Annotated in this window: 17 protein-coding genes; 8 read left to right on the top strand and 9 right to left on the bottom strand. The window is 50.0% G+C overall.

What is annotated here, in order from left to right:
- Window positions 1-334 precede the first annotated feature (334 nt).
- Together ACYVJQ_RS12090 and ACYVJQ_RS12085 are read right to left on the bottom strand one after the other, a co-directional pair.
- Window positions 335-1,462 (bottom strand): ankyrin repeat domain-containing protein, encoded by a 1,128-nt coding sequence (locus tag ACYVJQ_RS12090; RefSeq protein WP_460893334.1) that lies wholly within the window; start codon window positions 1,460-1,462, stop codon window positions 335-337.
- A gap of 150 nt (window positions 1,463-1,612) precedes the next feature.
- On the bottom strand, window positions 1,613-2,203 hold the full coding sequence (locus ACYVJQ_RS12085; RefSeq protein ID WP_460893333.1) for an HD domain-containing protein: 591 nt from the start codon (window positions 2,201-2,203) through the stop codon (window positions 1,613-1,615).
- Between the two features lie 363 nt (window positions 2,204-2,566).
- Between ACYVJQ_RS12085 and ACYVJQ_RS12080 the strand changes: the two genes are divergently transcribed.
- The 4 genes from ACYVJQ_RS12080 to ACYVJQ_RS12065 are packed head-to-tail and all read left to right on the top strand — an operon-like array spanning window position 2,567 to window position 8,196.
- Window positions 2,567-5,266 (top strand): D-alanine--D-alanine ligase family protein, encoded by a 2,700-nt coding sequence (locus tag ACYVJQ_RS12080; RefSeq protein ID WP_460893332.1) that lies wholly within the window; start codon window positions 2,567-2,569, stop codon window positions 5,264-5,266.
- Between the two features lie 3 nt (window positions 5,267-5,269).
- Entirely contained in the window at window positions 5,270-6,061 is a 792-nt protein-coding gene (locus ACYVJQ_RS12075) for a PASTA domain-containing protein (protein ID WP_460893331.1), read from the top strand.
- Between the two features lie 3 nt (window positions 6,062-6,064).
- A complete protein-coding gene (locus ACYVJQ_RS12070; protein ID WP_460893330.1) occupies window positions 6,065-7,891 on the top strand; it encodes a T9SS type A sorting domain-containing protein in 1,827 nt (608 codons plus the stop codon).
- Window positions 7,888-8,196, top strand: a complete 309-nt coding sequence (locus ACYVJQ_RS12065) for a rhodanese-like domain-containing protein (protein WP_460893329.1) — start codon at window positions 7,888-7,890, stop codon at window positions 8,194-8,196. The genes ACYVJQ_RS12070 and ACYVJQ_RS12065 overlap by 4 nt, the downstream gene beginning before the upstream one ends.
- Window positions 8,197-8,762: 566 nt before the next feature.
- Here the strand turns inward: ACYVJQ_RS12065 and phoU are convergent.
- From phoU to ACYVJQ_RS12035, 6 genes are all read right to left on the bottom strand, one after another.
- On the bottom strand, window positions 8,763-9,476 hold the full coding sequence (gene phoU / locus ACYVJQ_RS12060) for a phosphate signaling complex protein PhoU (protein ID WP_460893328.1): 714 nt from the start codon (window positions 9,474-9,476) through the stop codon (window positions 8,763-8,765).
- Window positions 9,477-9,607: 131 nt separating this feature from the next.
- Window positions 9,608-10,360 carry a phosphate ABC transporter ATP-binding protein PstB gene (gene pstB / locus ACYVJQ_RS12055; RefSeq protein WP_460893327.1) on the bottom strand — a complete coding sequence of 251 codons (753 nt, stop codon included), beginning with the start codon at window positions 10,358-10,360 and terminating at the stop codon, window positions 9,608-9,610.
- Window positions 10,361-10,433: 73 nt separating this feature from the next.
- A complete protein-coding gene (gene pstA, locus ACYVJQ_RS12050; protein WP_460893326.1) occupies window positions 10,434-11,318 on the bottom strand; it encodes a phosphate ABC transporter permease PstA in 885 nt (294 codons plus the stop codon).
- A 3-nt stretch (window positions 11,319-11,321) separates the two neighbouring features.
- The gene (gene pstC, locus ACYVJQ_RS12045) at window positions 11,322-12,527 is read right to left on the bottom strand and encodes a phosphate ABC transporter permease subunit PstC (protein WP_460893325.1); all 1,206 of its coding nucleotides are present in this window, start codon (window positions 12,525-12,527) and stop codon (window positions 11,322-11,324) included.
- A gap of 27 nt (window positions 12,528-12,554) precedes the next feature.
- Window positions 12,555-13,460 (bottom strand): phosphate ABC transporter substrate-binding protein, encoded by a 906-nt coding sequence (locus ACYVJQ_RS12040; RefSeq protein ID WP_460893324.1) that lies wholly within the window; start codon window positions 13,458-13,460, stop codon window positions 12,555-12,557.
- Between the two features lie 47 nt (window positions 13,461-13,507).
- Window positions 13,508-14,725, bottom strand: a complete 1,218-nt coding sequence (locus ACYVJQ_RS12035; RefSeq protein ID WP_460893323.1) for a porin — start codon at window positions 14,723-14,725, stop codon at window positions 13,508-13,510.
- Window positions 14,726-15,138: 413 nt separating this feature from the next.
- Between ACYVJQ_RS12035 and ACYVJQ_RS12030 the strand changes: the two genes are divergently transcribed.
- Both ACYVJQ_RS12030 and ACYVJQ_RS12025 read left to right on the top strand, forming a co-directional pair.
- Window positions 15,139-17,943: a TonB-dependent receptor gene (locus tag ACYVJQ_RS12030; protein WP_460893322.1), complete on the top strand. Its 2,805-nt coding sequence runs from the start codon at window positions 15,139-15,141 to the stop codon at window positions 17,941-17,943.
- Window positions 17,944-17,981: 38 nt separating this feature from the next.
- Window positions 17,982-19,340 carry a T9SS C-terminal target domain-containing protein gene (locus ACYVJQ_RS12025; RefSeq protein ID WP_460893321.1) on the top strand — a complete coding sequence of 453 codons (1,359 nt, stop codon included), beginning with the start codon at window positions 17,982-17,984 and terminating at the stop codon, window positions 19,338-19,340.
- 402 nt (window positions 19,341-19,742) lie between these two features.
- Here the strand turns inward: ACYVJQ_RS12025 and ACYVJQ_RS12020 are convergent, their stop codons facing one another.
- Complete coding sequence (locus tag ACYVJQ_RS12020; protein ID WP_460893320.1) at window positions 19,743-20,426, bottom strand: phosphatase PAP2 family protein; 684 nt, start codon at window positions 20,424-20,426, stop codon at window positions 19,743-19,745.
- Between the two features lie 393 nt (window positions 20,427-20,819).
- Between ACYVJQ_RS12020 and cysM the strand changes: the two genes are divergently transcribed.
- Both cysM and ACYVJQ_RS12010 read left to right on the top strand, forming a co-directional pair.
- Window positions 20,820-21,698, top strand: a complete 879-nt coding sequence (cysM, locus tag ACYVJQ_RS12015) for a cysteine synthase CysM (RefSeq protein ID WP_460893319.1) — start codon at window positions 20,820-20,822, stop codon at window positions 21,696-21,698.
- An 877-nt stretch (window positions 21,699-22,575) separates the two neighbouring features.
- Complete coding sequence (locus tag ACYVJQ_RS12010; protein ID WP_460893318.1) at window positions 22,576-24,078, top strand: T9SS type A sorting domain-containing protein; 1,503 nt, start codon at window positions 22,576-22,578, stop codon at window positions 24,076-24,078.
- Window positions 24,079-24,282 lie beyond the last annotated feature (204 nt).

The raw sequence follows: 24,282 nt of genomic DNA, 5'->3' as shown, positions 1-24,282 counted from the left end.
TTATCCACCCTTCTAAGAAAGTGGGTGAAATCAAATTCAAACACGATGAAAGAATATCCTTTGAAGGCTTAATGGAAAGGTTTCTTACCCAAACTTTTAGAGAAAAATGAATGCGGAGAAAAAGGTAATTCCGATGCTAACATGCAGACACCATTGAGCTAGGAAGATAGGCCGTTAGGATCCGAGCTTTGCCATTCTGGCACAGCCGGAAAATCACAATTAGTAAAACTGGCTATCAATTCGGCTATTTGATTGGAAGGTCACTACCTTATTTTCACCTGGGCGTTATAGTCACCGTTTTTTTGGTAAGAGCCATCCTTTCAGAAAACTTCCCTTACTCCGTAGTTTTCCGCTGACCGTTGATTGACATAACCTGGGCAGAGGGTTTCAGGTTGATCATGTCCAGCTTTCTGATAGAAAAGTCATGCACACCGGTAGAGTTGCGCAGAGACCAGTCAAACCCGCGGTAGGCCTTCAGGAGCACTATACCTGGCTCATTGGGGATGGGTTTCCATTTGCCGGTGATGACGGTTTTCCCATCCATCAACTGCCAGCGGTAGGTGTTGTTGGCAAACACCTGTAACTTTTCAGAGGCCTTTTGAAAATAGTACGTGTCTGTCTCTTTACCGGCCTTTACCTCATTGCTGTGCGCCTGCACTTCGCCTACCTGCCACTCCCCAATAAACCAATTGGTCCAGAAGGGTTGGCGGTTGGTTTTCACTACACCGCTCCACTCATACCAGTCGTTGCCCAGGGCATAGGCATCTGGGTCTACCAAGTATTTTTTATAAGAATAATCTATGGAGATTTTGCCGGTGGGTACTTGTACACCAACTTCTTTAATGACGGCGCGGCGCCAACCGGTAGGCACCCAGTAGAGCACAGAGTCACCTACAGAATATGAACCGAACGCTGCCCACTTGCTGCCGGTGATTGGCCCACTTTTTGGGGGTGGAGGGGTACCATTGGCGGGTTGGTTTTCTTCCTTATTGTCTTTTTTGTCTTCTTCCTTTCCCTCTTTTTTATCGTCCTTTTTGTCGTCTTTGGGTTGAGGTTGGACTTCTGGGGTTTTGGTTTGATTTCCGGCCATTTTAGCCTGGAGCAGGGCTTCAATATCTTTGGCTCCCGCAAACCGGGCTTTGTCCAGGGCGGTATAGTTCCACCAATCTTTGGGAGTAGGGTCGGCGCCCAGGTCAAGCAGGTAGCGTACCACTTCAATTTTACCGCTTCCGGCGGCGGCCATTAAAATGGTGTACTTGGTTTGGGTAGTCACATAATGGATATTTCCACCGCCGGCCACAATACTTTTCACTTCCTCCAAGTTGCCCGCACTGGCCTCCCTATATAAGGCGGCATCTTTCATCTCCTGGTCATACTTGGCCCAAGGTCCGGTTTGGGCGTAAAGTGAGGTTGTATAGAATAGAGCTGCTATCAGCAGAAGAATTCCCCATGATGTTTTCATGGAAGAAATATATAAACTTTTTGTTTTAAAATTAAATTTTAGGTGAACCGGTGGTGACACAACCCCTCATATCCAGGCAAGTTTTAACAAGTAGAAGAATTCTTGTTTCATCCTTAGGGCAGGATACGGAAATGCTTTTCAGCTTCCGGATTATTTTTTCAAAAGTCCTTTTTCAACGCTATCCCTAAGCAGTTCATCGGCAAAATCCCAAAGGATTTCTGAGCCCTCTTTGATAACTTTTTTCTTTTCGTACACCTTTGGGTAGTCTACCCCGAACTCCTGCCAGGTGCCGCCGTTGTTGGAGGCGTTCTGTAGCAAAGGTTCTAACCGGTCCATGGCCCTGGCAAACTTCGCCTCCTGTGTTTGGCCTTCTTCAAATTCCTCCCAAATAGCTATCATTTCCACGGCTTGTTCCTGGGGCAGGATTCCAAAGATGCGGGCGGCAGCGAGTCTTTCCTCCTCGGTATTGGAATGGCTTTTATGGGAGTCATACAGGAAAGTATCTCCTGCATCAATCTCCACCAGATCATGGATCAATACCATCTTCAAGACCTTGAGCAGGTCAATGGCCTGATTGGCGTGTTCACTCAACACAAGAGCCATAAGGGCCAGATGCCAACTGTGCTCCGCATCGTTCTCATTGCGGTTACTGTTGAATAGTTTGGTCTTCCGCTGAATGTACTTGACCTTGTCTATTTCCTTAATAAACTCAATCTGCTTTTGTAATCTTTCATCTAGCATTTTAAGTTGGGTTAGTGTTGGTTTTAATGATAAAATAACCTTGCCTACTATATCTTATGCGTAATAGCCTTTACTGTTGGTAAGGCAGCGCCGTATGAAGGAGTTAACCAATTAATTTCTAAAGGCCTGGACGGTTTGAACTTCTTTAAAGGCATTCTTAGGGATAATAAAAACCTGTTCTCAGGTTACCTAATATACAATATAGTTACTTGGTAATAAAGTGTTTTTCTGTTTTGGGCCTACTTTTCCAAAAACAGGCTTAAAACGCCTTCTTGCCAACTCAGTCAACTCTTTCCCGTTTCCTGCAAGGAACCGTTTGTCACTACTAGCGCCAAACACGCAAAAACCAGTATCTTTGCCCTAATGAAAATTGGAATCATCTTTGGTGGCCCGTCCCGGGAGCGCGAAATCTCTTTCGCCGGCGGTCGCACCGTCTTCGATAATTTAGATAAATCCCTGTTTGAGGCCGTACCGGTGTTTGCTGACAGCCTGGGGAACTTCATTCTGCTGGACTGGCATTTCATCTACAAAGGCACCATAAGGGACTTTTACCCGCCTGTAGACGTGGTGCCCCACACCGAGCACGGCCTGCAGATGTACCTGGAAAGTCTGGGCAAACTCTCAGAGGAGGAACTCAATGACATTGCCTCTAGGGTGGGCGAGCGCATTCACCCGCACCAGTTCAAGGAGTTGTTTGACTTCGCGTTCCTGACCCTGCACGGGCCATACGGTGAAGACGGCAGCATTCAGGGCTTGCTGGAATGGTATGGTATCCCGTATTCGGGGTCGGGTATTATGGCTTCGGCATTGGGCATTGACAAGATTGCCCAGAAGGCCCTGCTCAAGCAGCACGGCTTCGCCACGCCAGATTACCGTATTTTAAGCCTGCAAGACTGGCACGCCACCCAAGACCGCGCCGCCTTGCTAGACAGCCTGGTGGCTGACCTCGGCTTGCCGCTAGTTTTGAAGGCCCCGCACCAGGGTTCTTCCATTGGCGTGTCTATTATCAAAGAGAAAAACCTGCAACTTTTTGAAGAAGCGGTGGCCCGCAGCCTTTTCTCGCTCACCATCCAGAAAAACGACTGGACCAGCAAGAGCTCTGCAGACCAGCTGAACTTCATCAAAACCCTAACGGACATCCGGGAAGGCATTGGTTTGCCGGTCCAAACCCAGGACGGCCAGTTAGTGTATGCACCGGAAGAACTGCTGGCGCTACTTTCGGGCACTTTTGCTAAAAACGGACCCGAAACGGTTACCCTCACCAATGTGGAGAGTGAGACGCAGGTATTGATAGAAGCCTTTATCAATGGCCGCGAGTTCTCCTGCATTGTGGTGCAGGACCAGCAGGGGCACCCTATTGCGTTGCCTCCCACTGAGATCAGAAAAGGCGGCGAAGTTTTTGACTATCGCTCTAAATACCTGCCCGGCCTGAGCCGCAAGATTACGCCTATTGACTTACCTACGGAGCAGATTCAGGAGATTCGGCAGCAATGCGAGCGCCTGTATACCAGCCTGGGCTTTAACGTTTATGCGCGTCTGGATGGCTTTATCAATGAGGTCGGCGAGATTTTCCTGAATGACCCCAACACCACCTCGGGTATGTTGCCGTCTTCGTTCTTCTTCCACCAGGCCGCTGAGATTGGGTTGAACCCATCGCAGTTCCTGACTTACATCATTAGAACGTCTCTGGCCGAACGGGTGAAGGCGGGCAAGAACACGGCGCACCTTACAGGCCTGATGAAGACCTTAGACGCGGCCATGGCCGATGAGCGCGCGCACCGGCAGGACAAACTGCGGGTAGGTGTGATCATGGGTGGTTATTCCTCAGAGCGTCATATCTCTGTGGAAAGCGGCCGTAATATCTATGAGAAGCTTTCTTCGTCTACCAAATACGAGCCCATTCCTATTTTCCTGACCGGCGACCAGGACTCGCACCAGTTATACCAGATTCCGATCAACATCATGTTGAAGGACAACGCTGATGATATCCGGGAGAAGATTGAGGCCGCCGAGGCGGGCATACCCTCGCACCCGGTGCTGGCCCAGATCAAGGAAGAGGCCTCTGGCATTACACGCCTGTACGCCGGTAACTCCTTGCAGAAACCGCAGCGCCTCATCTATGACCAGTTGCGAAGCCTGGTAGACGCCGTGTTTATTGCCTTGCATGGCCGCCCAGGCGAAGACGGGGAACTGCAGACCGAGCTGGAGAAATTCCATATCCCGTACAACGGGTCAGGCATCCAGAGCAGTCAGGTGACCATTAATAAGTTTGAGACCAACCGCATCCTGCGGGAGAACGGCGTGCACGTAGCCGAGCACATGCTGGCCTTCAAGAAAGATTACCAGGAAAATCCGCAGGCGTTTTTCCAGCAGATTGAGCAGAGTTTCGCCTATCCGTTCATTGCCAAACCAGCCGATGATGGCTGCTCCTCGGCGGTGAAAAAGATCAAAAACCGGGAGGAACTGGAAGCCTTCGCCGAACTGATTTTCCGGAACTCCATTGAGATTCCTGAGAACCCGGCGCGGGTGCTCAAGCTGAGCTTCAAGGAAGAGGTGCCGTTGAAAGGCTATTTCCTGATTGAGAACCTTATTTCTAAAGAAGGAGCCAAGCACTTCCTGGAGATTACCGGTGGCTTGCTCACCAGCTACGGGCCCGACGGACGTACCCAGTATGAAATATTTGAGGCTTCTGAGGCGTTGGCCGAAGGAGAGGTACTGAGCCTGGAAGAGAAGTTTTTGGCCGGCGAGGGGCAGAACATCACTCCGGCCCGCTATGCCAAAGACCCTAAAGAGCGCCAGCGCATCTCTGATCTGGTAAAGCAGGATTTGAAACGCGTAGCCGAGATTCTGCGCATTGAAGGCTACGCGCGCATAGATGCCTTTGTGCGCGTGTTTGCAGACGGCAAGGTAGAAACCATTGTTATTGAGGTGAACTCGCTGCCCGGCATGACCCCGGCCACGTGTATCTTCCACCAGACCGCCATTAACGGGTACAAGCCCTATGATTTCATTGACCGCATCCTGCAGTTTGGCATGGAGCGTACCAAAAAAGTTATCTCTTAAGTAATGAGTAGTTTTCTGAAAGCCCAGACCCTGGGAGACCTGTTCAAGCATATCATCATCATGGTGACCATTGTGCTGGTGTTGTTGTTTGTTTTCTTCTTTGTGTACCTGCCCAGCACTACCAACCACGGCGAAACTATTACCGTGCCCAAAATCACGGGCATGAGCGTAGAAGAACTGGAGGATTTCCTGGGCGACAAAGACCTGAACTATTACGTGAACGATTCTACCTACCAGCAGGGCATGGCGCCGTTCACAGTGATTACCCAGGAGCCTAAAGCCGGCGAAAAGGTAAAGCAGGGACGTAAGATCTACATCAGCATCAACATGAAGAACCCGCCGCTCATCAAGATGCCGAAGCTGATTGATGGGTCGGTGAAAAACGCCGAGATGATCCTGAAGAGCTATGACCTGAACATGGGCGAGATCAAGTACGTCCCAGATTTGGCCCAGAATTCTGTTTTGCGCCAGTTTGTGAACGGCCGGGAGATTAAACCCGGTGACCCGGTAGCCAAAGGCTCTCGCGTAGACCTGGAGGTTGGTGACGGTTTAGGTAACACCGAACTGGAAGTTCCGGCCCTGGTAGGCATGCCGGTAGACGAGGCCACCATGCTGGTAACCGGACAAGGTCTGCAGATTGGAACCGTTATTTACATGGCCGCGCCCAACGGCGAAGCCGATGGTACCGTATTGAAGCAACGGCCGGTGGCTGGCGAAGGCGCCATGATCAGAACCGGTGAATTAATAGACCTTTGGGTAGCCGGTCCTCAACCGGTAGCCCCCATCAGAGATTAACCTATGCGGCATTGGCTGACCATCATTCTGATACTTTTCTCCGTTGGATGGTCAGCCAATGCGCAGGTTCTTAGCCCCCTGCATCAGGTTCCGGTCCCGGCAGTAGCCTCTGCAGGCAAACCTGTTATTACCCCGCAGCCCCTGGGCCCAGGTGACACGCTTTCCCTTCCCTTTTTTGATGATTTCGCCAAGGGCGAAGGCGCTCCCGACCCCAGCCGCTGGGTTGACAGGGGAGGAGTTTCCATTACCGATCGCTATGCGTCTGCGCCCCCCACGGTGTTCGCCGCGTCCTTTGACGGCCTTAACGCCGCCGGGCAACCCTATGGAAGCGCCAACGCCGTAGGCCCCACAGACACCCTCACTTCTAAGGCCTTGTACCTGGCCAGTGCCCAGCCGCAGGATTCTGTATACCTCAGTTTCTACTGGCAGGCCGGCGGCAAGATGGATGCCCCCAATTTCTCCAGTGCCACCCAATTTTACCTGCAACTGCAATTCAAAGAGGCCAACGGCACCTGGATCCCCGTTTGGACCCAGAAAGGCACTGGCCGCAGCACCGATTTTGCGGCGGTGATGATAGCGCTCAAAGAAAGCAAGTACCTCTATAATGGGTTTCAGTTCCGGTGGGTGAGCGGCGGCAGCCAGAACGGACTGCGCGATGTCTGGCACTTGGACTATGTGTATCTGGATCGCAACCGGCGCATGAACCAACTGCAAACCGCAGATGTGGCTTTGACCCAGCGCTTGCCTTCGTTGCTGCAGCGCTATACGGCCATGCCGCTCTGGCAATTCCTGGTGAACCCTGCGGGGGAAGTAAGGCCACAAGTAGGCTCAGAGATGGTGAATTTAAGTAATTCGCCCGCAGCCATCAGTTGGCGGGCTTTTGCCAGAAACTTAAGCACAGGACTGGTAGATACCTTTTTGCGCGGCAGTGCCCCATTGAACGCGGGTTCCAGAACCACCATTGCCGCTGCGCCCTCCAGAGACTTTTTAAGCAGCCAGCAGCAGCCATATTCCCTTCAGACGGTTTTGTTCCTGAACACCAAAGAGCCCAACTTCTACACCAGCTACAATGATACCCTGCGGCGCCAGACAGACCTGCTGGACTATTACGCCTATGATGACGGTACCGCTGAGTCGGGGTTCAGTTACCCGTCCAGCACGGCCGTACAGCTGGCCTACCAGTTTGAGCTGAGCCAGCCTGACCGGCTGAAGATGGTGCGCATCTTCTTCACGACCACTAACACCCCGGGCACTGAACTGCACCTGCGCGTATGGGCAGACAACAACGGCAAACCCGCTGATCAGCCCCTGTATGAGCAGCGCTTCACCGTTCCTGCCACCGCCGGGCTGAATAACTGGCTGGATATTGCCCTGGAACAGCAAGTACCGGTTTCGGGCCGCTTTTACGTGGGGTACCGCCAGCCCACCGGTTCCATCTTCGTGAACGTAGGGTATGACCTGAACGAAAGCGCGCCCGGTAAACTCTTCGCCATGAACGGAGCCACCGCCTGGGATGCCGTTCCTAACCTGGAAGGTGCCCTATTGATCAGGCCTGTAATGGTGGGTACGCTTACTGCTTCGCCTGAAGAACTGACCGCCAACCAGATTCGTCTGTACCCTAACCCCGTCACAGAGAATAGCTTTTACCTGACCCAGGCGTTTGACCAGGCCCAACTTTATACCGTGACCGGGCAATTGGTGCAAACCTGGGGCAAAACCCCGGCCCGGCAGCGCCTGTCATTGACAGATTCTCTCTCTCCGGGTATTTATTTCGTAAAAGCCTTTACCGGAAGCCAACATATAACCTTAAAATTAATCCTTACCAAATGATTACGTCTAACATCACCGCCGCCGAATTAAAGCAACGTTTAGCTAACCATGAAACGCCCATCATCATTGACGTGCGCGAGCCCTGGGAACACGAAGAGCAAAGTATTGCTGGCAGTAAACTGATTCCGCTAGGTTCTTTGCCCGAGCGCATCCATGAACTGGAGGAGTTCAAAGACCAGGAAGTTTTGGTGCATTGCCGCTCCGGCAAACGTTCTGCTACCGCCCAGGCCATTATGCAACAGCAAGGTTTCAAAAACGTGCGCAACGTAGAAGGCGGCATGCTGGCCTATAACGAAGCCCAATAAGCCAAAAGCTGTTTTAGCGGTGTTTTTCTAAAAACAGGCCTAAAACGGAAAGAGATAAAGTGCCTCTATATGCCAAGGAATCAGGAGAGCATTCTGTCCCCCTTCAAAGGGGGACAATCAGGAATTCTGATTTGAACTGGACACAGTAACTTTTCTTTCAGATATAAACAAGAAGGCCTCTCACTGGAGAGGCCTTCTTGTTTATGATTATGGGTTCTTTAAAGGGAGTGCTTTCTCTTTCTTTGTCATCCTGAAAGGATCTCGGTAGCGAACGGTAATGGCCTTAAAGTAAACGCTTGTCTAGTTCGCCCACAAGATCCTTTCAGGATGACATAGAGGGGGGAGCCTTCTCGATGATAGAGAGGTAGGTGGTACCTTCAGGTTGATAAGGTGGAAGTATACGTTCCCGGGAAGTGCATAAGAAGTCAAGCTTCCAAGATAGCGGATAGAAACCTAGTGCAGGATGCATTCTGCTTTCGGACAATTGTGCACGCTTACCCCAGTAGCAATCACAAGTGAAACACTAAACTGCATCAAGTCTCGGAGGCCTACTTCAGGCAGAAAGGCTATTTGGTTTTTCTGTTATCATCACCGTTGTTATCCTTATCGCCTTTCTTTTTGAATTTGTCTTTGTGCTTTAAGACCTTGGCGTCTACGTAGAAAACAATCTCTTCGGCAATGTTGGTGGTTTGGTCACCTACTCGTTCCAGTTTCCTGATGATGCCAGATACCTTGAGGCTCTGCGGAATATTGTCTGGGTGAGATTTGAAGTAGTCCAGCAGCATCTTGTCGGTTTTCATATTGATCTTGTTCAGGGCTTTGTCCTGCTTCAAGACTTCCCGAGCCAGGTCGGTGTCTTCGGAGAGAAACGCTTGGCGTACATTGGCTAACATGGTTTCAGTGCCCTCAAACATATCCAGAAGCCGGCTTTTCTCCAGGAGCGTGGGTTCAATGGGCGTTTTGGCTTCTTTGATCATGCGGGCCACACTTTCGGCGTAATCGCCTATGCGTTCCAGGTTGGCATTGATTTTAAGGATAGCCAGCACCCACCGTAAATCCACGGCCACCGGGTTGTAAAGCGCGAAAAAGTTTTCGCACATGCGGTCTATCTTGATATCATAGGCGTTCACTTTCTTGCCCTTCTTGATCACCTTTTTGGCCAACTCCAGATTAGAGGTAAGGAGCGCTTCTTTGCAACCCAGCATCTGAAACTCCACCAAGGACCACATCTCCTCCAGCTTGGTTTTTATTTGGGACAGTTCTTTATCTAATTGGTTCATCTCTGGGTTTCTTTTGGGATCAATCTTTGTCTGGGCTACTACAAGAAAAGTTGGCTAGGGATCTTTTGAAAGATACGTTTTAAAGCCGTTTTACGAAAAACAGGCCTAAAACAGCTTTGCCTCTTTACAACTCAACCAAACCGACCGGTAATGTAATTCTGGGTCCGCTGGTCTTTGGGGTTGGTGAAGATGGTTTTGGTTTTCGCGTATTCCACCAGTTCGCCCAGGTAGAAGAAGGCCGTATGGTCACTTACCCGACCAGCCTGCTGCATGTTGTGGGTCACAATCACAATGGTGTACTGCTCCTTCAACTCATGGATCAACTCCTCGGTTTTAGCGGTCGAAAGCGGGTCCAGGGCCGAGGTAGGTTCATCCATCAAAAGCACCGATGGTTCAATGGCCAGCGCCCGGGCAATACAAAGGCGTTGCTGCTGGCCCCCAGATAACTCAAAAGCCGATTTCTTGAGCTTGTCTTTTACTTCGTCCCAAAGGGCCGCCTGCTTGAGGGACCGCTCCACGCGTTCTTCAATAAACTGCTTGTCTTTGGTGCCATTCACCCGCAGGCCGTACGCCACGTTTTCAAAGATGGATTTAGGGAACGGGTTAGGTTTCTGGAACACCATGCCCACGTGCTTGCGCAGGTCATCTACCTGAATGTTCTTCTCATAAATGTCTATGCCGTCTATGAGAATATGGCCCTCAATCCTAACCCCGTCAATGAGGTCGTTCATGCGGTTAAAGCACCGCAGGTACGTAGATTTTCCGCAACCCGAGGGACCAATCAAGGCCGTGACGTGGTTTTTGCGCATGGCCATGGTAATGCCTTTGAGGGCATGAAAATCGCCGTAGTACAGGTGAAGGTCTTTGGTTTCTACACTATTCATAAGTTCAAGTAGCAGGCAGCCAGGGCTGTTTTGCGTTTTGGGCATGTTTTTAGAAAAACAGGCTCAAAACGGGTTAGTTCATTTTTACTTTTTTGCTGAAATATCGGCGCAGCCAATTGGCCAGCAGGTTGACCAGAAGAATAATCATGATTAGCACAAACGCCGTACCGTAGGCCATGGCCCGGGACGCCTCAATGTTGGTGCCGCTGGTGGAGATCACATACAAATGGTACGGCAGGGCCATGACCTGGTCAAAGATGCTGTTGGGCAGCTTGGGTAGAAAGTACGCCGCCACCGTGAACAAAATAGGAGCGGTTTCGCCAGATACCCGGCCAATAGACAGAATCAAACCAGTAATGATGTTGGGGAAGGCCATGGGCAAGACTACCCGGCTGGTGGTTTGCCACTTGGTGGCCCCTAACGCCAAGCTGCCAATCCGGAAGGAATTGTCAACCGATTTCAAGGCTTCCTCTGTGGTTCTGATCACCACGGGCAAGGCCAGCAGCCCCAGGGTCAACGAGCCGGCCAGAATGGAGTCCCCAAATTTAAAGTAGTTCACAAACAGGGCCATGCCAAACAACCCGAATACAATGGACGGAATGCCCGCCAGGTTATTGGTCATGAGTTTCACAAACCGCTTGAACCAACTGTCTTTGGCGTATTCATTGATGTAAATGCCTGACAGGATGCCAATAGGAAAGGCGAAGAGCATGCTGCCCAGCACCAGGTAAAAAGTACCCACAATGGCCGGGAAAATGCCCCCTTTGGTCATTCCCTCGCGGGGAGCCTGGGACAAGAATTCCCAGCTAATCACCGAGATGCCGCGCACAATGATAAAGCCCAAAATAACCACCAAAATGGCGACCACCAGGAAACTGAGCAGCCTGAAAATCCAGAAGGCTGCGGCTTGTGAGCGACGCTTTCCGGCTTGGGTTCTGGTTGTGTTTTCTAATGCCATAGCCTATCTGTTTGCTTTCTTTTTAGCCGATACCAGGTCAACCGTGAGGTTAATGGCCAGCGTCATGAGGAACAGGATACAACCCAGTGCAAACAAGGCTTGGTAATGGATACCACCCTGCGGCGCCTCACCCAGTTCGGCGGCAATGGTGGCAGGTATGGTGCGCACTGGTTCCAGGAACGTGGTGGGGATTACGGAGGCGTTTCCGGTAACCATGAGCACCGCCATGGTTTCGCCAATGGCGCGGCCAATACCCAGAATGGCGGCGGTAGAGATGCCTGAGATGGAGTAGGGGATCATGACTTTGTAAATGGTCTGCCACTTGGAGGCACCCAGCGCCAGGCTGGCTTCCTTCATGGCTCTTGGCGTAGTACGTAGCGCATCTTCAGACACCGAGATAATGGTAGGCAGGGCCATAATGCCTAGCACTATGCTGCCTGCCAGGGCAGTTTCTCCCACGGGTAACCCAAAGACATCTTGAATGAGCGGCACAATCACCACCAGGCCAAAAAAACCATACACCACCGACGGGATACCGGCCAGCAACTCAATCACTGGTTTAAGGAAACCCCGTAGCTTAGGGGAGGCAATCTCCGCCAGGTAAATAGAGGTGGCCAGACCCAGCGGCAAGGCAATGAGAATAGCCCCAAAGCTCACCAGCAGTGTGCCCATGATAAGGGAAAGCACGCCCATCTGTACGGCGGGCTCAATGGTGGGGTACCACTGGGTGCCGGTCAGGAAACTCCAAACCGAGATCTTGTCCAGTTCCAGACGCCGGCCCGAAAAGTCTTTGGCGAGGTACTCATCTGGAAAATAGGCGAGAATGTTGGGGTCCTTGGCTACTACCTCATTGATGCGTTGCGGCAGGAATTCAAAATTGGCTCCAATCTGGTCCTCAGTATAATAGTCGGTGATGTTGTCCAGGGCGAAGACCTTGATGGGGGCATTGGAGCCGCCCACCTGGTTCCAGTTGGTGATTTCCTGGTCAAAAATCTCTTTCACTTCCCGGGCAGAAAGTTCTTTCACCGGGTTCTGCGAATGTACCGCTATCACAGACCCTTCGGCCAACGGTGTCTGGCTGAAAACCCCCAAGCCTTCTTTGAACAGGAAGAACACAATCAATAGCACCGTTAAACTGGTAACGGTGCCACTGATGGTAATAAGGGCCTCAATAATTTTCTCGCCTGGGTTTTGAAAGAACCTATTCACAGGGTCTGGGGTTAAGGGTGCCTTTACTTATTTGCTCAACGGGATGTAACCGGTTTCCTGTACTATTTTTTGCCCCTCCTCAGAGAGTACGTAATCCAGGAAAGGCTTGATCTTACTTTCTACGGAAGCCTCATAGAAGAAAAACAACGGGCGGGAAATAGGATAGGTCTTGTCTTTGGCAGATTCTACGCTGGGGGCCACAAAAGTTTTGCCCTGGTCGTAAGATACTTTCAAGGCCTTTACCTCCTTGGTTTCATAGGCCAGCCCGATGTAGCCAATGGCGCCGGTGGTTTGACTCACCGACTGTACAATGGAGCCGGTGGCGGGCATCATGAGAATACCATTGGCGTAGTTCTTCTTGTCCATTACGTGCTCTTTGAAGAACTCATACGTACCAGAACTGGTCTCCCGGGAATAGGCCACAATTTTTTCATCTTTGCCGCCTACTTCTTTCCAGTTAGAGATTTTGCCCGTGAAAATGCCTTCCAGCTGCTCGCGGGTTAATTGGTTTACCGGGTTGCTGGGGTGCACCACCACAGAAAGGGCATCATACGCAATTAGGCCTTCTTTTACGTCTTTCTTGGCGCCTTTGAGCTTCAGCTTTTCTTCGGTTTTAAGGCCGCGTGAGGCCATGGCAATATCAGTGGTGCCTTCCTGCAGCGCAGATAAGCCCACGCCGGTTCCACCGCCTACCACTGTAATAGAGGCCCCCTGGTGCTTGGCCATATACTTCTCAGCTTCCTGCTGCGCCAAAGGCAGCACGGTGTCACTTCCTTTAATGGTGATAGACAAGGTAGTGGAGGTAGCAGCTTGGCCGCTTTCGCTGCCTTCTTTATTGGTATCACTTCCGCCGCCGCAGGCGGTTACAAATAAGGTGGCACCCAGAAAGAGGGCAGTCTTAAGGTTGAGGAAATGGAGCAGGTTGTTTTTCATAATGGTCTATTGCGTGAGGTGTAGGTTAAGGGGAAAGAATAGTACTACTAAAAGCCAACTTCAAATTGGAAGCGGTACATAAGGTTCGTCCAGGCGTGTTGTTCGCGCAATAGGCTTACATCTGTCTGGGCTTTTACGGTATGGCCTAAAATGTATTTAGAGAGACCCAAGGTATACTGCCTGTTGTCTTCGCGCTGGATAATAGTTGCAGGGTCTATGTAGGTGAACCTACCGGCTAGCTCAACATTGTTCTTGAAAAGGTAACCTGCCTGTAGGTTGTACCCGGTTCCGGTGATGAATGTTTTGGTGACGTCGCCGGTGAGGGCATCTGTTTCCACTATAGGCGTGTCTGAGGCTTTTCTGTTGGCATATTCCGCCATGGCAGAAAAGCCCTTGTACTTGAACATGGCATCAGCAAAGAAGGTCTTTAAATTGCGCTGCTGGCTGAAGAAGTTTCCCAGCTGCCCTCGCTCACGAGAGGCTCCCTTGTTGAAATCATACGTGACCCCCAGGGCCAACTTAGGTGTTTGTTCCCGGGCCAAGTCTGATCCTACATAATCGCCTTCACCTTTAAATTCCCCAAAGGGGAGTACCTCCAACCGGCCGGTGTAGTCATAGCCCCCTGCATTGGCAACGGTGATGTTTCTTCCTTCGCCCATGGAGATGGCCCCTTTTTCACGCACTACTACGGGCCCAAGGGAAAACTCATGGTGCAGTTGAAGGCCTACGTCGCGGTCAAGGTTGTAGCGCGCATTCAATAAACTACGGTCTACAAACTGCATCTTTTGGGAAGAGATGACGCGGTCTCTGTTTCCTGGCAATTTGGTCTGTCCAAACAGCAGGCTTAGCTGCGGAGAGATATTCCATTTGACATAAGCATCTAATACCATATTAGCGGTATTACTATTAGCCTTGGTACCACCGGCCAGGTCTGCGTTGCTCAAGCCAAGCTCCACCTTGTACTCAAAATCTGGCCGGTAAGCAAAGCCTTCCAGCTTTAGGCGGGCTCTTCTTATTTGCACCTGGTCTTCATAATCCTTGGTGGTAAGGTCATAGTCCCCCACATAAAGGGTTTGCACGCGAAGGTTGATCTTGGTGGAGAAAACTGAGTCAGCGGAGATGAACTGGAGGCCTTTGCCGCCTTTAGTAGCGTTAACTGACTGACCAGACACAGCGCCAGATACAAGTATGAGCGGCGCCAATAGAAAGGCATATAGGCCATGCCTGCGGTTAGGCTGCGTAATTTTTCTTATGGGTGAGAACATAAGTAAAAAATAAAGGATGTAGCACTTGCTGAGTTAGTCAGGCTCAGGGGCTAAAGGGTAAGGGTTTAAAAGATCTGTTTTTAAGACGGTCTTCTAAAGATTTCTCGCCCGTAGTCAGCAGCCAAGATTCCTTTGCTTTAGCACGGTACAAAAGTAGACTAACAGTATTGCCTCAAGATTATGGGTGCGTTAAGGAATTGTTATCAAAACCGCACTGGGAGAAAAGGGGGGCGGGCAGGGAATCACCAATAAAAATGCCCCAACACCGGCTTTGAGGTAGTTTTAGGGCGATTGGGGCCGGTAAATAACCTAGCCGTAACATTCAGGGGCCAACGGTAATAATACGATAATACCTAAGTAATAATGGGGTTAAACAGCCGGTCTACTTTTGCAGCGAGACTAATCATTACCCCATGAAAACCTTATTACTCACCTTGTCGCTTCTGTTAACCGCAGGGTTAAGTTTCGCCCAGCAGGGCACCCTTACCGGAAAAGTAAAAGACAAAAAGACCCAAGAGCCTATCATAGGAGCGGTGGTTTTTATCACCGGGTCTGGTACCGCCGCCTCTACAGATATAGACGGCGCCTACAGCCTTAAAATACAGCCCGGCCTTTATAAGATAGTAGTGTCTTATGTGTCTTATAAGCAAGCCACCTATGACAATATTCAGGTAACCGCTGGCCAAACCACTACCGTTGATTTTGACATAGAAGAAACCGCCAGCACCTCTCTGAACGCCGTGACCATTGTAGGCACCCGCCAGACGGGCACCGATATGTCCTTGATCACAGAACTGAAGCAGAGTGAGGTGGTGGTAAGCGGGGTTTCTGGCGAGCAGATCACCAAATCCCTGGACCGGGACGCCGCCGAAACCGTGAAGCGCATACCAGGGGTCACGATCATGAATGACAAGTACATTGTGATCAGGGGCATGAACGAACGCTACAACTCGGTGATGCTTAATGATGCGCTTACGCCCAGCACCGAGCCAGACAGCCGCGCTTTCTCTTTTGATATCTTGCCTACCAGCGTTATTGACCGCCTTCTCATCTACAAAAACGGCTCCCCAGAGCTGCCGGGAGATTTTGCCGGGGGCGTGATCAAGGTTTTTACCAAGAACTTCGCAGATGAAAACACCACTTCCATTGGGGTTTCTGCCGCTTATCGGGGCAACACCACGTTTGGCAACTTCCTGGCTCCGCCGGCCGGCAAGACAGATTTCCTGGGCTTTGATAACGGGACCCGAAGCTTGCCCGGCAGTTTTCCGGGTGATCTAAGAAAGGTCAACAACAGCAATGAACTGACGGCGCTGGGCCGCGAGCTTTCCAATAGCTGGACCGGCAACCCTGGGAAAGCGGCCCCAGATCTGAGGTTCTCCCTGGGCATGACCCGGCTGCTGCACGTGAAAGACGTAAGATTAAGCAACGTGACCGCGATATCTTACAGCAATACCCGCCAATTCACTAGTGGCCGCCGCATTAAATACCAGGAGTTTGACCCGGCCACGGGCCGAAGCCCCCAGGATTTCAACTACCAGGATGAAACCTCCAGCCAAAATTCCCGCCTGGGTGTACTGCATAACTGGACCGCCCGGTTCAACAACCGCAACAAAATAGAGTTCAGTAACTTGTTTAACCAAACAGGGGCCAACTCTATTCTCTTCCGGAAGGGCACGGAGAACTTCAACGGCCTGGAGCAGCAGAACTACGCGCTTAGGTATGAGAGCCGCACCATTTACACCGGTCAACTGCAGGGCACCCATGACTTCAATGATCTGCATACCACCGCCACCTGGACCGGGGGCTACTCTTACACCAACCGCAATGAACCAGATTACCGCCGCGTAAGAACCCAACGCGAGATAGGGTCTAACAACCCATTTGAGGTAGCCTACAAGTTCACGCCTTCTTTAAATGACGCCGGCCGCTTTTACTCAGACCTCAATGAGCACGTGTACACCGCCATGGGGCAGGTAGAGCACAAATTCAACCCCGCAGACTCGTTGTCTGAGAATGCCCCTAAGTTGCGGGCAGGGTTTTATGCCGAGCGGAAGAACCGCGACTTTGGAGCCCGCTTCCTGTCTTACCGTCCGTCCAATCCCGGTTCCTTTGACAATACCCTGCCCTTATTGCCCCTGAACCAGGTGTTCGCCCCGCAGAACATCAACAACACCACCGGTTGGGAGATTGTAGAAGGCACCAACCCCACTGATTCTTATGCCGCTTTTAATACCTTGGTGGCCGGGTATTTGGGTGGCGCTTTGCCTGTCACGCCTAAGCTCTCTTTAGCCGGCGGGGCCCGGGTAGAGTTCAACCACCAGAACCTGAAAAGCACCAACGCCCTGGGCAATGCCTACACCTTTGATGATAAAGTGGTGCGGGTGCTGCCTTCCCTGAACCTTACCTATGCCTTCAACCTGAAATCAATGCTCAGGGCGGGTGCCAGTATCAGCTTGAACCGTCCGCAGTTCAGAGAGATAGCCCCGTTCAGCTACTACAACTTCCTCACCTTGTTTGAAGAGAAGGGCGCGCCCCTTAAAACGGCCACCATCTATAATGCGGATCTGCGGTATGAGTTTTATCCATCGCCCACCGAGGTACTTTCTGTAGGCGTGTTCGGGAAATACTTTGTAGACCCTATTGAGAAGTACTTTGAGATCACCAACATCGGCAACTCGCTTACCTATACCAATACCCCCTCGGCCACAACCTACGGCGTGGAAGCCGAGGTCCGGAAATCTCTGGAGGGCCTCACGGGGTCTAAGGTTCTGGACAAGGTGTCTGTGCTGCTGAACGCCTCTTTGATCAAGAGCAAGGTAGAATTGACCGGTGATGCCGCCGCCGGGCTTACCTACACGTCCCGCGCCATGATGGGGCAATCGCCTTACGTGGTCAACACCGGGCTTTACTTCCAGGACAGTGATCGCCAGCTACAGGTAAACCTGCTGTACAACGTGGTGGGCAGTCGCATTTGGGCCGTGGGCTCTTACGCCAACCCCATGGTGTATGAAATGCCGCGCAACGTACTGGACCTTTCCTTTACCAAAGGCCTGGGCCGCCACTTTGAGCTGAAAGGCGGTATCCAGGACATTCTCAACCAGAAAGTGCGCCTGATCCAGGACTCTAATGATGATGCCCGCATCTCAGGGGCAGATGAAACCATCCAGGATTACCAGAAAGGTGCTTATTCTTCTTTAGGCCTCACTTACAAATTCTAACCAACCCCTTTATGCAACACCCATTTAACCGTAGAACCATGAAAAGATTACCCCAGATTGCCCTGTTGTTTTCCCTGCTGTTTGCCACGTACGCATGCGGCAACGAGGAGGAGGGAGGAAGCGTTGAGCCCCAGGTTCAATTCACTACCTCAGAGTCTAACGGCCAAATGACCGTGCAAGGCTCCACTGAATCTAATGTGACCTTTTTCACCAATAAAAAGTACCTCCTGAAAGGCTTTGTCTATGTAAAATCTGGGGCTACGCTCACCATTGAGCCCGGCACCATCATCAAAGGCGACAAAGCGTCAATGGCAACCCTTATCATAGAGCGGGGCGGTAAAATCATGGCCAAAGGCACAGCCCAGAAACCTATTGTATTCACCTCTAACCAGCCCGTTGGCAGCAGAGCCGCCGGTGACTGGGGCGGCATTATCCTGCTGGGCGCAGCCCCCACTAATTTACCAAGTGACAACGCCAAGATTGAAGGTGGGGTAGACCGGCCTTACGGCGGCACCAACGCGGCAGATAATTCTGGGGTGCTGAGCTACGTGCGCATTGAGTTCCCGGGCATTGCCTTTCAGCCAGACAATGAGATCAATGGCCTTACCCTGGGCGGCGTAGGCAGCGGCACTACCATAGACCACGTGCAGGTTTCCTATTCCGGCGATGATTCTTTTGAGATGTTTGGCGGCACCGTGAATGCCAAATACCTGATTGCCTACAAAACGGTAGATGATATGTTTGACACTGATAACGGTTATTCCGGCAACATGCAGTACGTGCTGGGCATTTCAGATCCGGCCGTGGCCGATGCCTCGGGGTCTAACGGATTTGAGTCTGACGGAGATGCCCAGGGCAGTGACAACACCCCTAAAACGGCCGCCGTGTTTTCTAACGTGAGCTTGTTTGGTCCTAAGGCCACCTCAGGCACCACCGTGAACGGAAATTTCAAGCGGGCCATGCACATCAGAAGAAACAGCAGCATCTCGGTGTATAACTCATTGTTTGCGGGCTGGCCGGTAGGCTTGCTGCTGGACGGGGCTAAATCTCAGGCCAACGCCACGGCGGGGTCATTGAAGATCCAGAACACGGTTATTTCTGGCACCGGCAACGCTTTGACGGTTGAATCTGGAAGTACCTATGACGTAGCGGCCTGGTTCAACGCCTCCGGTAAAAGCAACCAGGTAATTACCGATAATGCCACCCTGGGCATTGCCGGGTCTTTCAACCAAACCACCCGCCCCAATTTTTCCATTGGTACCCAGTTGCAGACCGGCGCCTCGTTTACCGGCCTTAACAGCTTCTTTACCAACGGCGCCTACCTGGGCGCCTTCGCCAATGGCCAGGACTGGACCGAGGGCTGGGCCAATTTTGACCCTAAAAACACTGTGTACTAAGTCTAAGAAGATAAGATTGCCCGTCTGGATTGGTGAGAAGAAAAGGATGGGCTATCACTTTGCGCATGACTTAGTCTCTCATGTCGCAAAGGAACCCGCCAGCAATGGCGGGTTTTTCTGTTTTAAGCCTGTTTTTCTAAAAACAGCCTTAAAACATACTGCACCTAAAAGGGCCTTATTTTCTAAAGGGAATAGAGTAATCCTTACTAAGGTACACCTACTGGCGTAATTCCGTTTCAGGGCCGTTTTTGAAAAAATAGGCTTAAAACGTAAAGTCAACCTTCCATCCATCTGGAAGAAAAGGTCTAGTTTTACAGCTTTTCGGTCTTTTAAATAGGCTAGACTTATAGGGTCTTGCTAGTAGCTAGTGCCTACTTGGGACAACAGAAAAGCACATTGTTTTTACCTTTTACTTTGTTTAGGCGCATGTTTAGTTCCCGACTTCAGGTGGCGGTAAAGGGCTTCGGCTTTATCCAGCAGGTAAATAGAAAGCAGAAGCCAGAATACCCCCACCGTAAAACCGGCTAGTACGTCTGTGGGGTAGTGTACTTTTAAATAGATGCGGCTGAAGCCGATCAGCAAGGCAAAAGCCGTGAGCAAGCAAGTGAGTACCCAGCGCCTACCCTTGTTTAAACCCGTGGACCATACCAGGTAAATGAGCACCCCGTAAAAGGCCGCTGAGATCATGGCATGGCCACTGGGAAACCCAAAACCCGTGTATTCCTGCAGACCTTCGGGCGGGCGGATGCGTTTAAAATTATGTTTAAGAATTTGGTGCAGAAGGACGGCGCTACCCGTAATTACCAGCACCCTGAGGGCGTACCAGCGCATGCCCCGGTAAAAGGAGAAGAGGAACACCAGCACCAGCGGCGCCACCATGAAATACTCAGAAGAGCCAAAAAAAGTAACTTTCCGCATGAACAGCGTAAGGCCCGGTGACGAGATCTGAGGTATCCAGGCAAACAAACGCGCATCAAACGCAGTGTCTTGGTGAACCAGCACCGCTATCCGTATTTTATGGAACGTGAGCAGGCAGATTAAAGAGACCAGACCAAGGGTGGTCTCTTTAAAGGGAGGCGGGGACATAAAAGGACGCAGTGGCTTTTTAGATCCTTTCATCTTGGGTGGTAGGTCCGCTTAAAATATTGCTTCCTCTTTAAACGGGACTTACGTGGGTTGGTGGTTTTTAAAGGACACTTCTGGGCTTAGTCATTTAATTTGGAAGCAGATTCTTGCTTGTATAGGGCAAGTTTCCTACCGGGCAAACCAGAAAACATGGCAAACCTTTTCCTGGGAATTGGCTTATACGGCTAAGAAAACTCCACTTGCGTAAAAAGGTGGCTGGTAGAAAGCTTGGCTTTGCCAAAGACATTGCGTTGGCTTGAGGTTTTACCCATAATGGCACGCGGCTTGACCTTATAATAGTTTGATGCTTTTACCGTATGCTATAGTAGGCCTCACCCTTCTAAGAAAACGAACATGACTTTATTTGACCTGATTGGCAACACCCCGCTGGTAGAGATCCAGACCATCAACCCCAACAAGAAAGTGAAGCTTTATGGGAAGCTGGAAGGCCAGAACCCAGCCGGCAGCGTGAAAGACCGCGCTGCCTATTCCATGATCAAAGGTGCCCGCGACCGCGGCGAAATCAAGGAAGGGGACCGGTTGGTAGAGGCCACCAGCGGCAACACCGGCATTGCCTTAGCCATGGTGGCCCAGGCCCTGGGCGTGCAGATTACCTTCACCATGCCAGAAAATTCCTCTATGGAGCGAGTGAAAGCCATGGAAGCCTACGGGGCAGAGGTAATCCTCACCCCGGCGGCCAAAACCATAGAATACTCCCGCGAACTAGCCGAGGAAATGGCCGCCACCCAAGGCTATTACCTGTTAAACCAGTTCGCCAACCCAGACAATTACCTGGCCCATTACAAAACCACCGGCCCCGAGATATGGCGCGATACCAAGGGCGCCGTCACGCACTTTGTCAGTGCCATGGGAACCACCGGTACCATTATGGGCGTGTCACGGTATCTGAAAGAGCAGAACCCTGCTATCCAGATTGTGGGCACCCAGCCTTCGGAAGGCTCTAACATCCCGGGCATCAGGCGCTGGTCCCCGGAGTACCTACCCAAAATATACGAGAAGGAGCGCGTAGACCGCATCATTGACGTGAGTGAACAACAGGCCACCGCCATGACCCGAAGGCTGGCCAAAGAAGAAGGTATTATGGGCGGCATGAGTAGCGGCGGCGCCCTGCACGCGGCGGTTCAGCTAGCCCAGGAATTGGAATCTGGGGTGGTGGTATTTATTGTCTGCGATAGGGGAGACCGGTATTTGAGCACTAATCTTTTTGGATAATGAAAGGGGCGGGCAGGCTTGTGGTACTGGTTAGGAATTGTCTGGACGCAATCTCGCTTCCATCCTTGTTCCTGCCTTAAGCCCTAGCCCTTCTTTGGCATTGGTGAACATTAGGAGAAGTACAAGCAAGTCTACCAAATTTGATTAGGGTGATTTGCCCTTGCCCACTACTCTGGTATAAAGTAAAGTCTCAATTATTCTTTCAAAAATAAGTAAAAGAGATTAATGTACTCCGTCAGATTAACTTGCTGCAATCTTAGATTATTTAACACTTTACCTTGAACATAATTTGGGTATAAGAGTATAAATTAAGTACCTAAGTATTTATACTTTAATTGATGCGATTTCTTACACGCCCCCTTCGTAAGAAAGATTAGAAGATTGCTTCTAATAGGCTTAAGCTATATAGATATAGTTCTTTTTAAGTTCTACCTGTAAATCTGTTTGTCAGATATTTTAAATAGTTGAGAACATTAACTTGTTATTATATAGTTAAAGAAGCTTCAAAAATCATCCTTTAATCCTGTACAGATAAACTTTTTATCTTTTGTCAATAAAAGACAAAAACGATAATTTATTCTCATTGAATAGGTTTTCTGCTGCCTCCCTCTTCTTTCTATTCTCCCTTTCTATTGCCATTCACCATTGTCCCACTTTTGCCATTGAAATAATTTTTCCTACGCCAGGGTCTTACTAGGGCAGTCGGATTTCATTTGTATTTAAAGGCATAAACAAGCTGAAATACTTCAGCTAGCTAATAGTTTTTAAAAAAGCTATGAAGTAAATGCTATTGCCTAAATAAATGAAGTACTGCTTTTAAGGTAAGTGAATTGTTGGTATTAACTTATTTGCCTTGAGAAATTAATGCACTATTATCATGAAAAACATTTCCTTACCTTCCTTTACATATTTTACTGCTTCAGATGATGGAGGTAGATTGCCGTTATTGAAAGAACAGGATTTAGCTAGTTCTATTTCAAGAATACCGACAACTAAATTTTTGCGTGCTGTAATGGCAGTATTTGCACTCTTATTATTGGCCGGGACTTCTTTTGCCCAGGTAACTTTACCTTCTGCTGATAGATGTACCTCTAAAGATTTGGAACTGGTAAGTGCCAGGTTAGATGTTGCTGCCTGTCAATCCTGTACAGAAGGTCAAACCATTACTGCCCCATTGTTATTAGCCATTGACAACAAGACAGGTTCTACCCGTACTAGCTTTGCTTTCTGGGGGACTTTAGTAATTAAAAATAGTGATAACACCGTTTACAGCACTACCTACATTAGAGGTTGTAATGGCCCAATTGTCAAAGATACTATCACAGAAATGCCCTTTAATGTTGTGAAGTTAACCGGAACTGGACCTAACCCAATATCATCTACAGGTCAAATTACTTATTTATGTGGCCAAACTCTAGAATTAACCGGCCTGTATTTAGCCTGGACAGACGCTGCGAAAAAAAGTACTTGTGAAACTTTAACGTTACACCCTGAACTCATCGCTCCCAAATGCGGAACCTTGCCTTCCATTGCAATTTCTACAGGTTTGTCTGCCAGTGCCATTGTTACACAAATTTCTTGTAATGGGACTAATGATGGGGCTATTAATCTTTCTGTTTTTGGCGGCATAGCTCCCTTTACTTATGACTGGGCTGACCTGCCAGGAACAAATGACCCGCAAGACCGCACTGGCCTTAGTTCAGGAGCGTACTCAGTAATTATAACTGATGCCAACGGATGTACAGCAAATTATTCTACCACGCTCAATCAACCAACGGTAGTGGCAAGACCAGTGGTGACCGTAACAGAGGCAACCCTTTGCGATACCGTAAGGAGCCCTTATGTGACCATACTCTGTCCTATTTCAGGAGCAACTTATTCTTTAACGCAAACAGGTGTTTCCGGAACAAAAAGCCCTGTTTTGAACACCAATAACGGGAAGTTAGAAATTAGAGGTTTACAAGCAGGTAGAGGCTTCAGCATAACTGTTACCGTTAATGGTTGTACTTCAGATCCTACCACTTGTTTGAACTACATGTCTAATAGTTGCCCCACAGCTTCAACCAATACATCCTCCTCGGTGACAGCCAAAGCACCAGCGTCGGTGGGCCTTGCAAAGGATAGCAAGTTGGTGGCTTATCCTATTCCATTTAGTGATAGAACCACCATCCAGTTTAAATCTGCGAGGAGCGAAGATTACGTCATCAACCTCTATGATTTGAACGGAACCCTGATTAAAAAACTGAGATCTGGCAAAGCCAAAGCCAATGAAGCGATTGAGATTGAAGTAGATGGAAGTGGCTTGACAGAAGGAATGTATCTGGCTCGTAAAATCAGCAAGTCAGGTATGAGTTCTGTTAAATTACTTAAAAAGCGGTAAACATTTGAGTAGTTAAAAGACAGGGTGCCGGCAACTACTACAGTTGTCGGCACCCTGTCTTTTATAAATTTGTCTAGCTTAGGCTGGGCGGAAGTCTTTTAGACATTCATTCCGCCTTTCATTGGCGCAGGCGTCTTAAGGTGCCCATCAATACAGAAACATAGTCCTGTTTGGAGCTGTTTTCCAGAAAACGGCCCCAAAACT

It is taken from the genome of Rufibacter soli, from assembly GCF_054781795.1.
Note: the sequence above shows the minus strand (reverse complement) of the source record. Positions and strands in the feature narration are given on the sequence as shown.

Excerpts from the sequence above, each read along its gene's own strand:
- ACYVJQ_RS12090 (WP_460893334.1), bottom strand. The coding sequence starts at position 1,462 with ATGAAAACATCATGGGGAATTCTTCTGCTGATAGCAGCTCTATTCTAT.
- ACYVJQ_RS12085 (WP_460893333.1), bottom strand. The coding sequence starts at position 2,203 with ATGCTAGATGAAAGATTACAAAAGCAGATTGAGTTTATTAAGGAAATA.
- ACYVJQ_RS12080 (WP_460893332.1), top strand. The coding sequence starts at position 2,567 with ATGAAAATTGGAATCATCTTTGGTGGCCCGTCCCGGGAGCGCGAAATC.
- ACYVJQ_RS12075 (WP_460893331.1), top strand. The coding sequence starts at position 5,270 with ATGAGTAGTTTTCTGAAAGCCCAGACCCTGGGAGACCTGTTCAAGCAT.
- ACYVJQ_RS12070 (WP_460893330.1), top strand. The coding sequence starts at position 6,065 with ATGCGGCATTGGCTGACCATCATTCTGATACTTTTCTCCGTTGGATGG.
- ACYVJQ_RS12065 (WP_460893329.1), top strand. The coding sequence starts at position 7,888 with ATGATTACGTCTAACATCACCGCCGCCGAATTAAAGCAACGTTTAGCT.
- phoU (WP_460893328.1), bottom strand. The coding sequence starts at position 9,476 with ATGAACCAATTAGATAAAGAACTGTCCCAAATAAAAACCAAGCTGGAG.
- pstB (WP_460893327.1), bottom strand. The coding sequence starts at position 10,360 with ATGAATAGTGTAGAAACCAAAGACCTTCACCTGTACTACGGCGATTTT.
- pstA (WP_460893326.1), bottom strand. The coding sequence starts at position 11,318 with ATGGCATTAGAAAACACAACCAGAACCCAAGCCGGAAAGCGTCGCTCA.
- ACYVJQ_RS12040 (WP_460893324.1), bottom strand. The coding sequence starts at position 13,460 with ATGAAAAACAACCTGCTCCATTTCCTCAACCTTAAGACTGCCCTCTTT.
- ACYVJQ_RS12035 (WP_460893323.1), bottom strand. The coding sequence starts at position 14,725 with ATGTTCTCACCCATAAGAAAAATTACGCAGCCTAACCGCAGGCATGGC.
- ACYVJQ_RS12030 (WP_460893322.1), top strand. The coding sequence starts at position 15,139 with ATGAAAACCTTATTACTCACCTTGTCGCTTCTGTTAACCGCAGGGTTA.
- ACYVJQ_RS12025 (WP_460893321.1), top strand. The coding sequence starts at position 17,982 with ATGAAAAGATTACCCCAGATTGCCCTGTTGTTTTCCCTGCTGTTTGCC.
- ACYVJQ_RS12020 (WP_460893320.1), bottom strand. The coding sequence starts at position 20,426 with ATGTCCCCGCCTCCCTTTAAAGAGACCACCCTTGGTCTGGTCTCTTTA.
- cysM (WP_460893319.1), top strand. The coding sequence starts at position 20,820 with ATGACTTTATTTGACCTGATTGGCAACACCCCGCTGGTAGAGATCCAG.
- ACYVJQ_RS12010 (WP_460893318.1), top strand. The coding sequence starts at position 22,576 with ATGAAAAACATTTCCTTACCTTCCTTTACATATTTTACTGCTTCAGAT.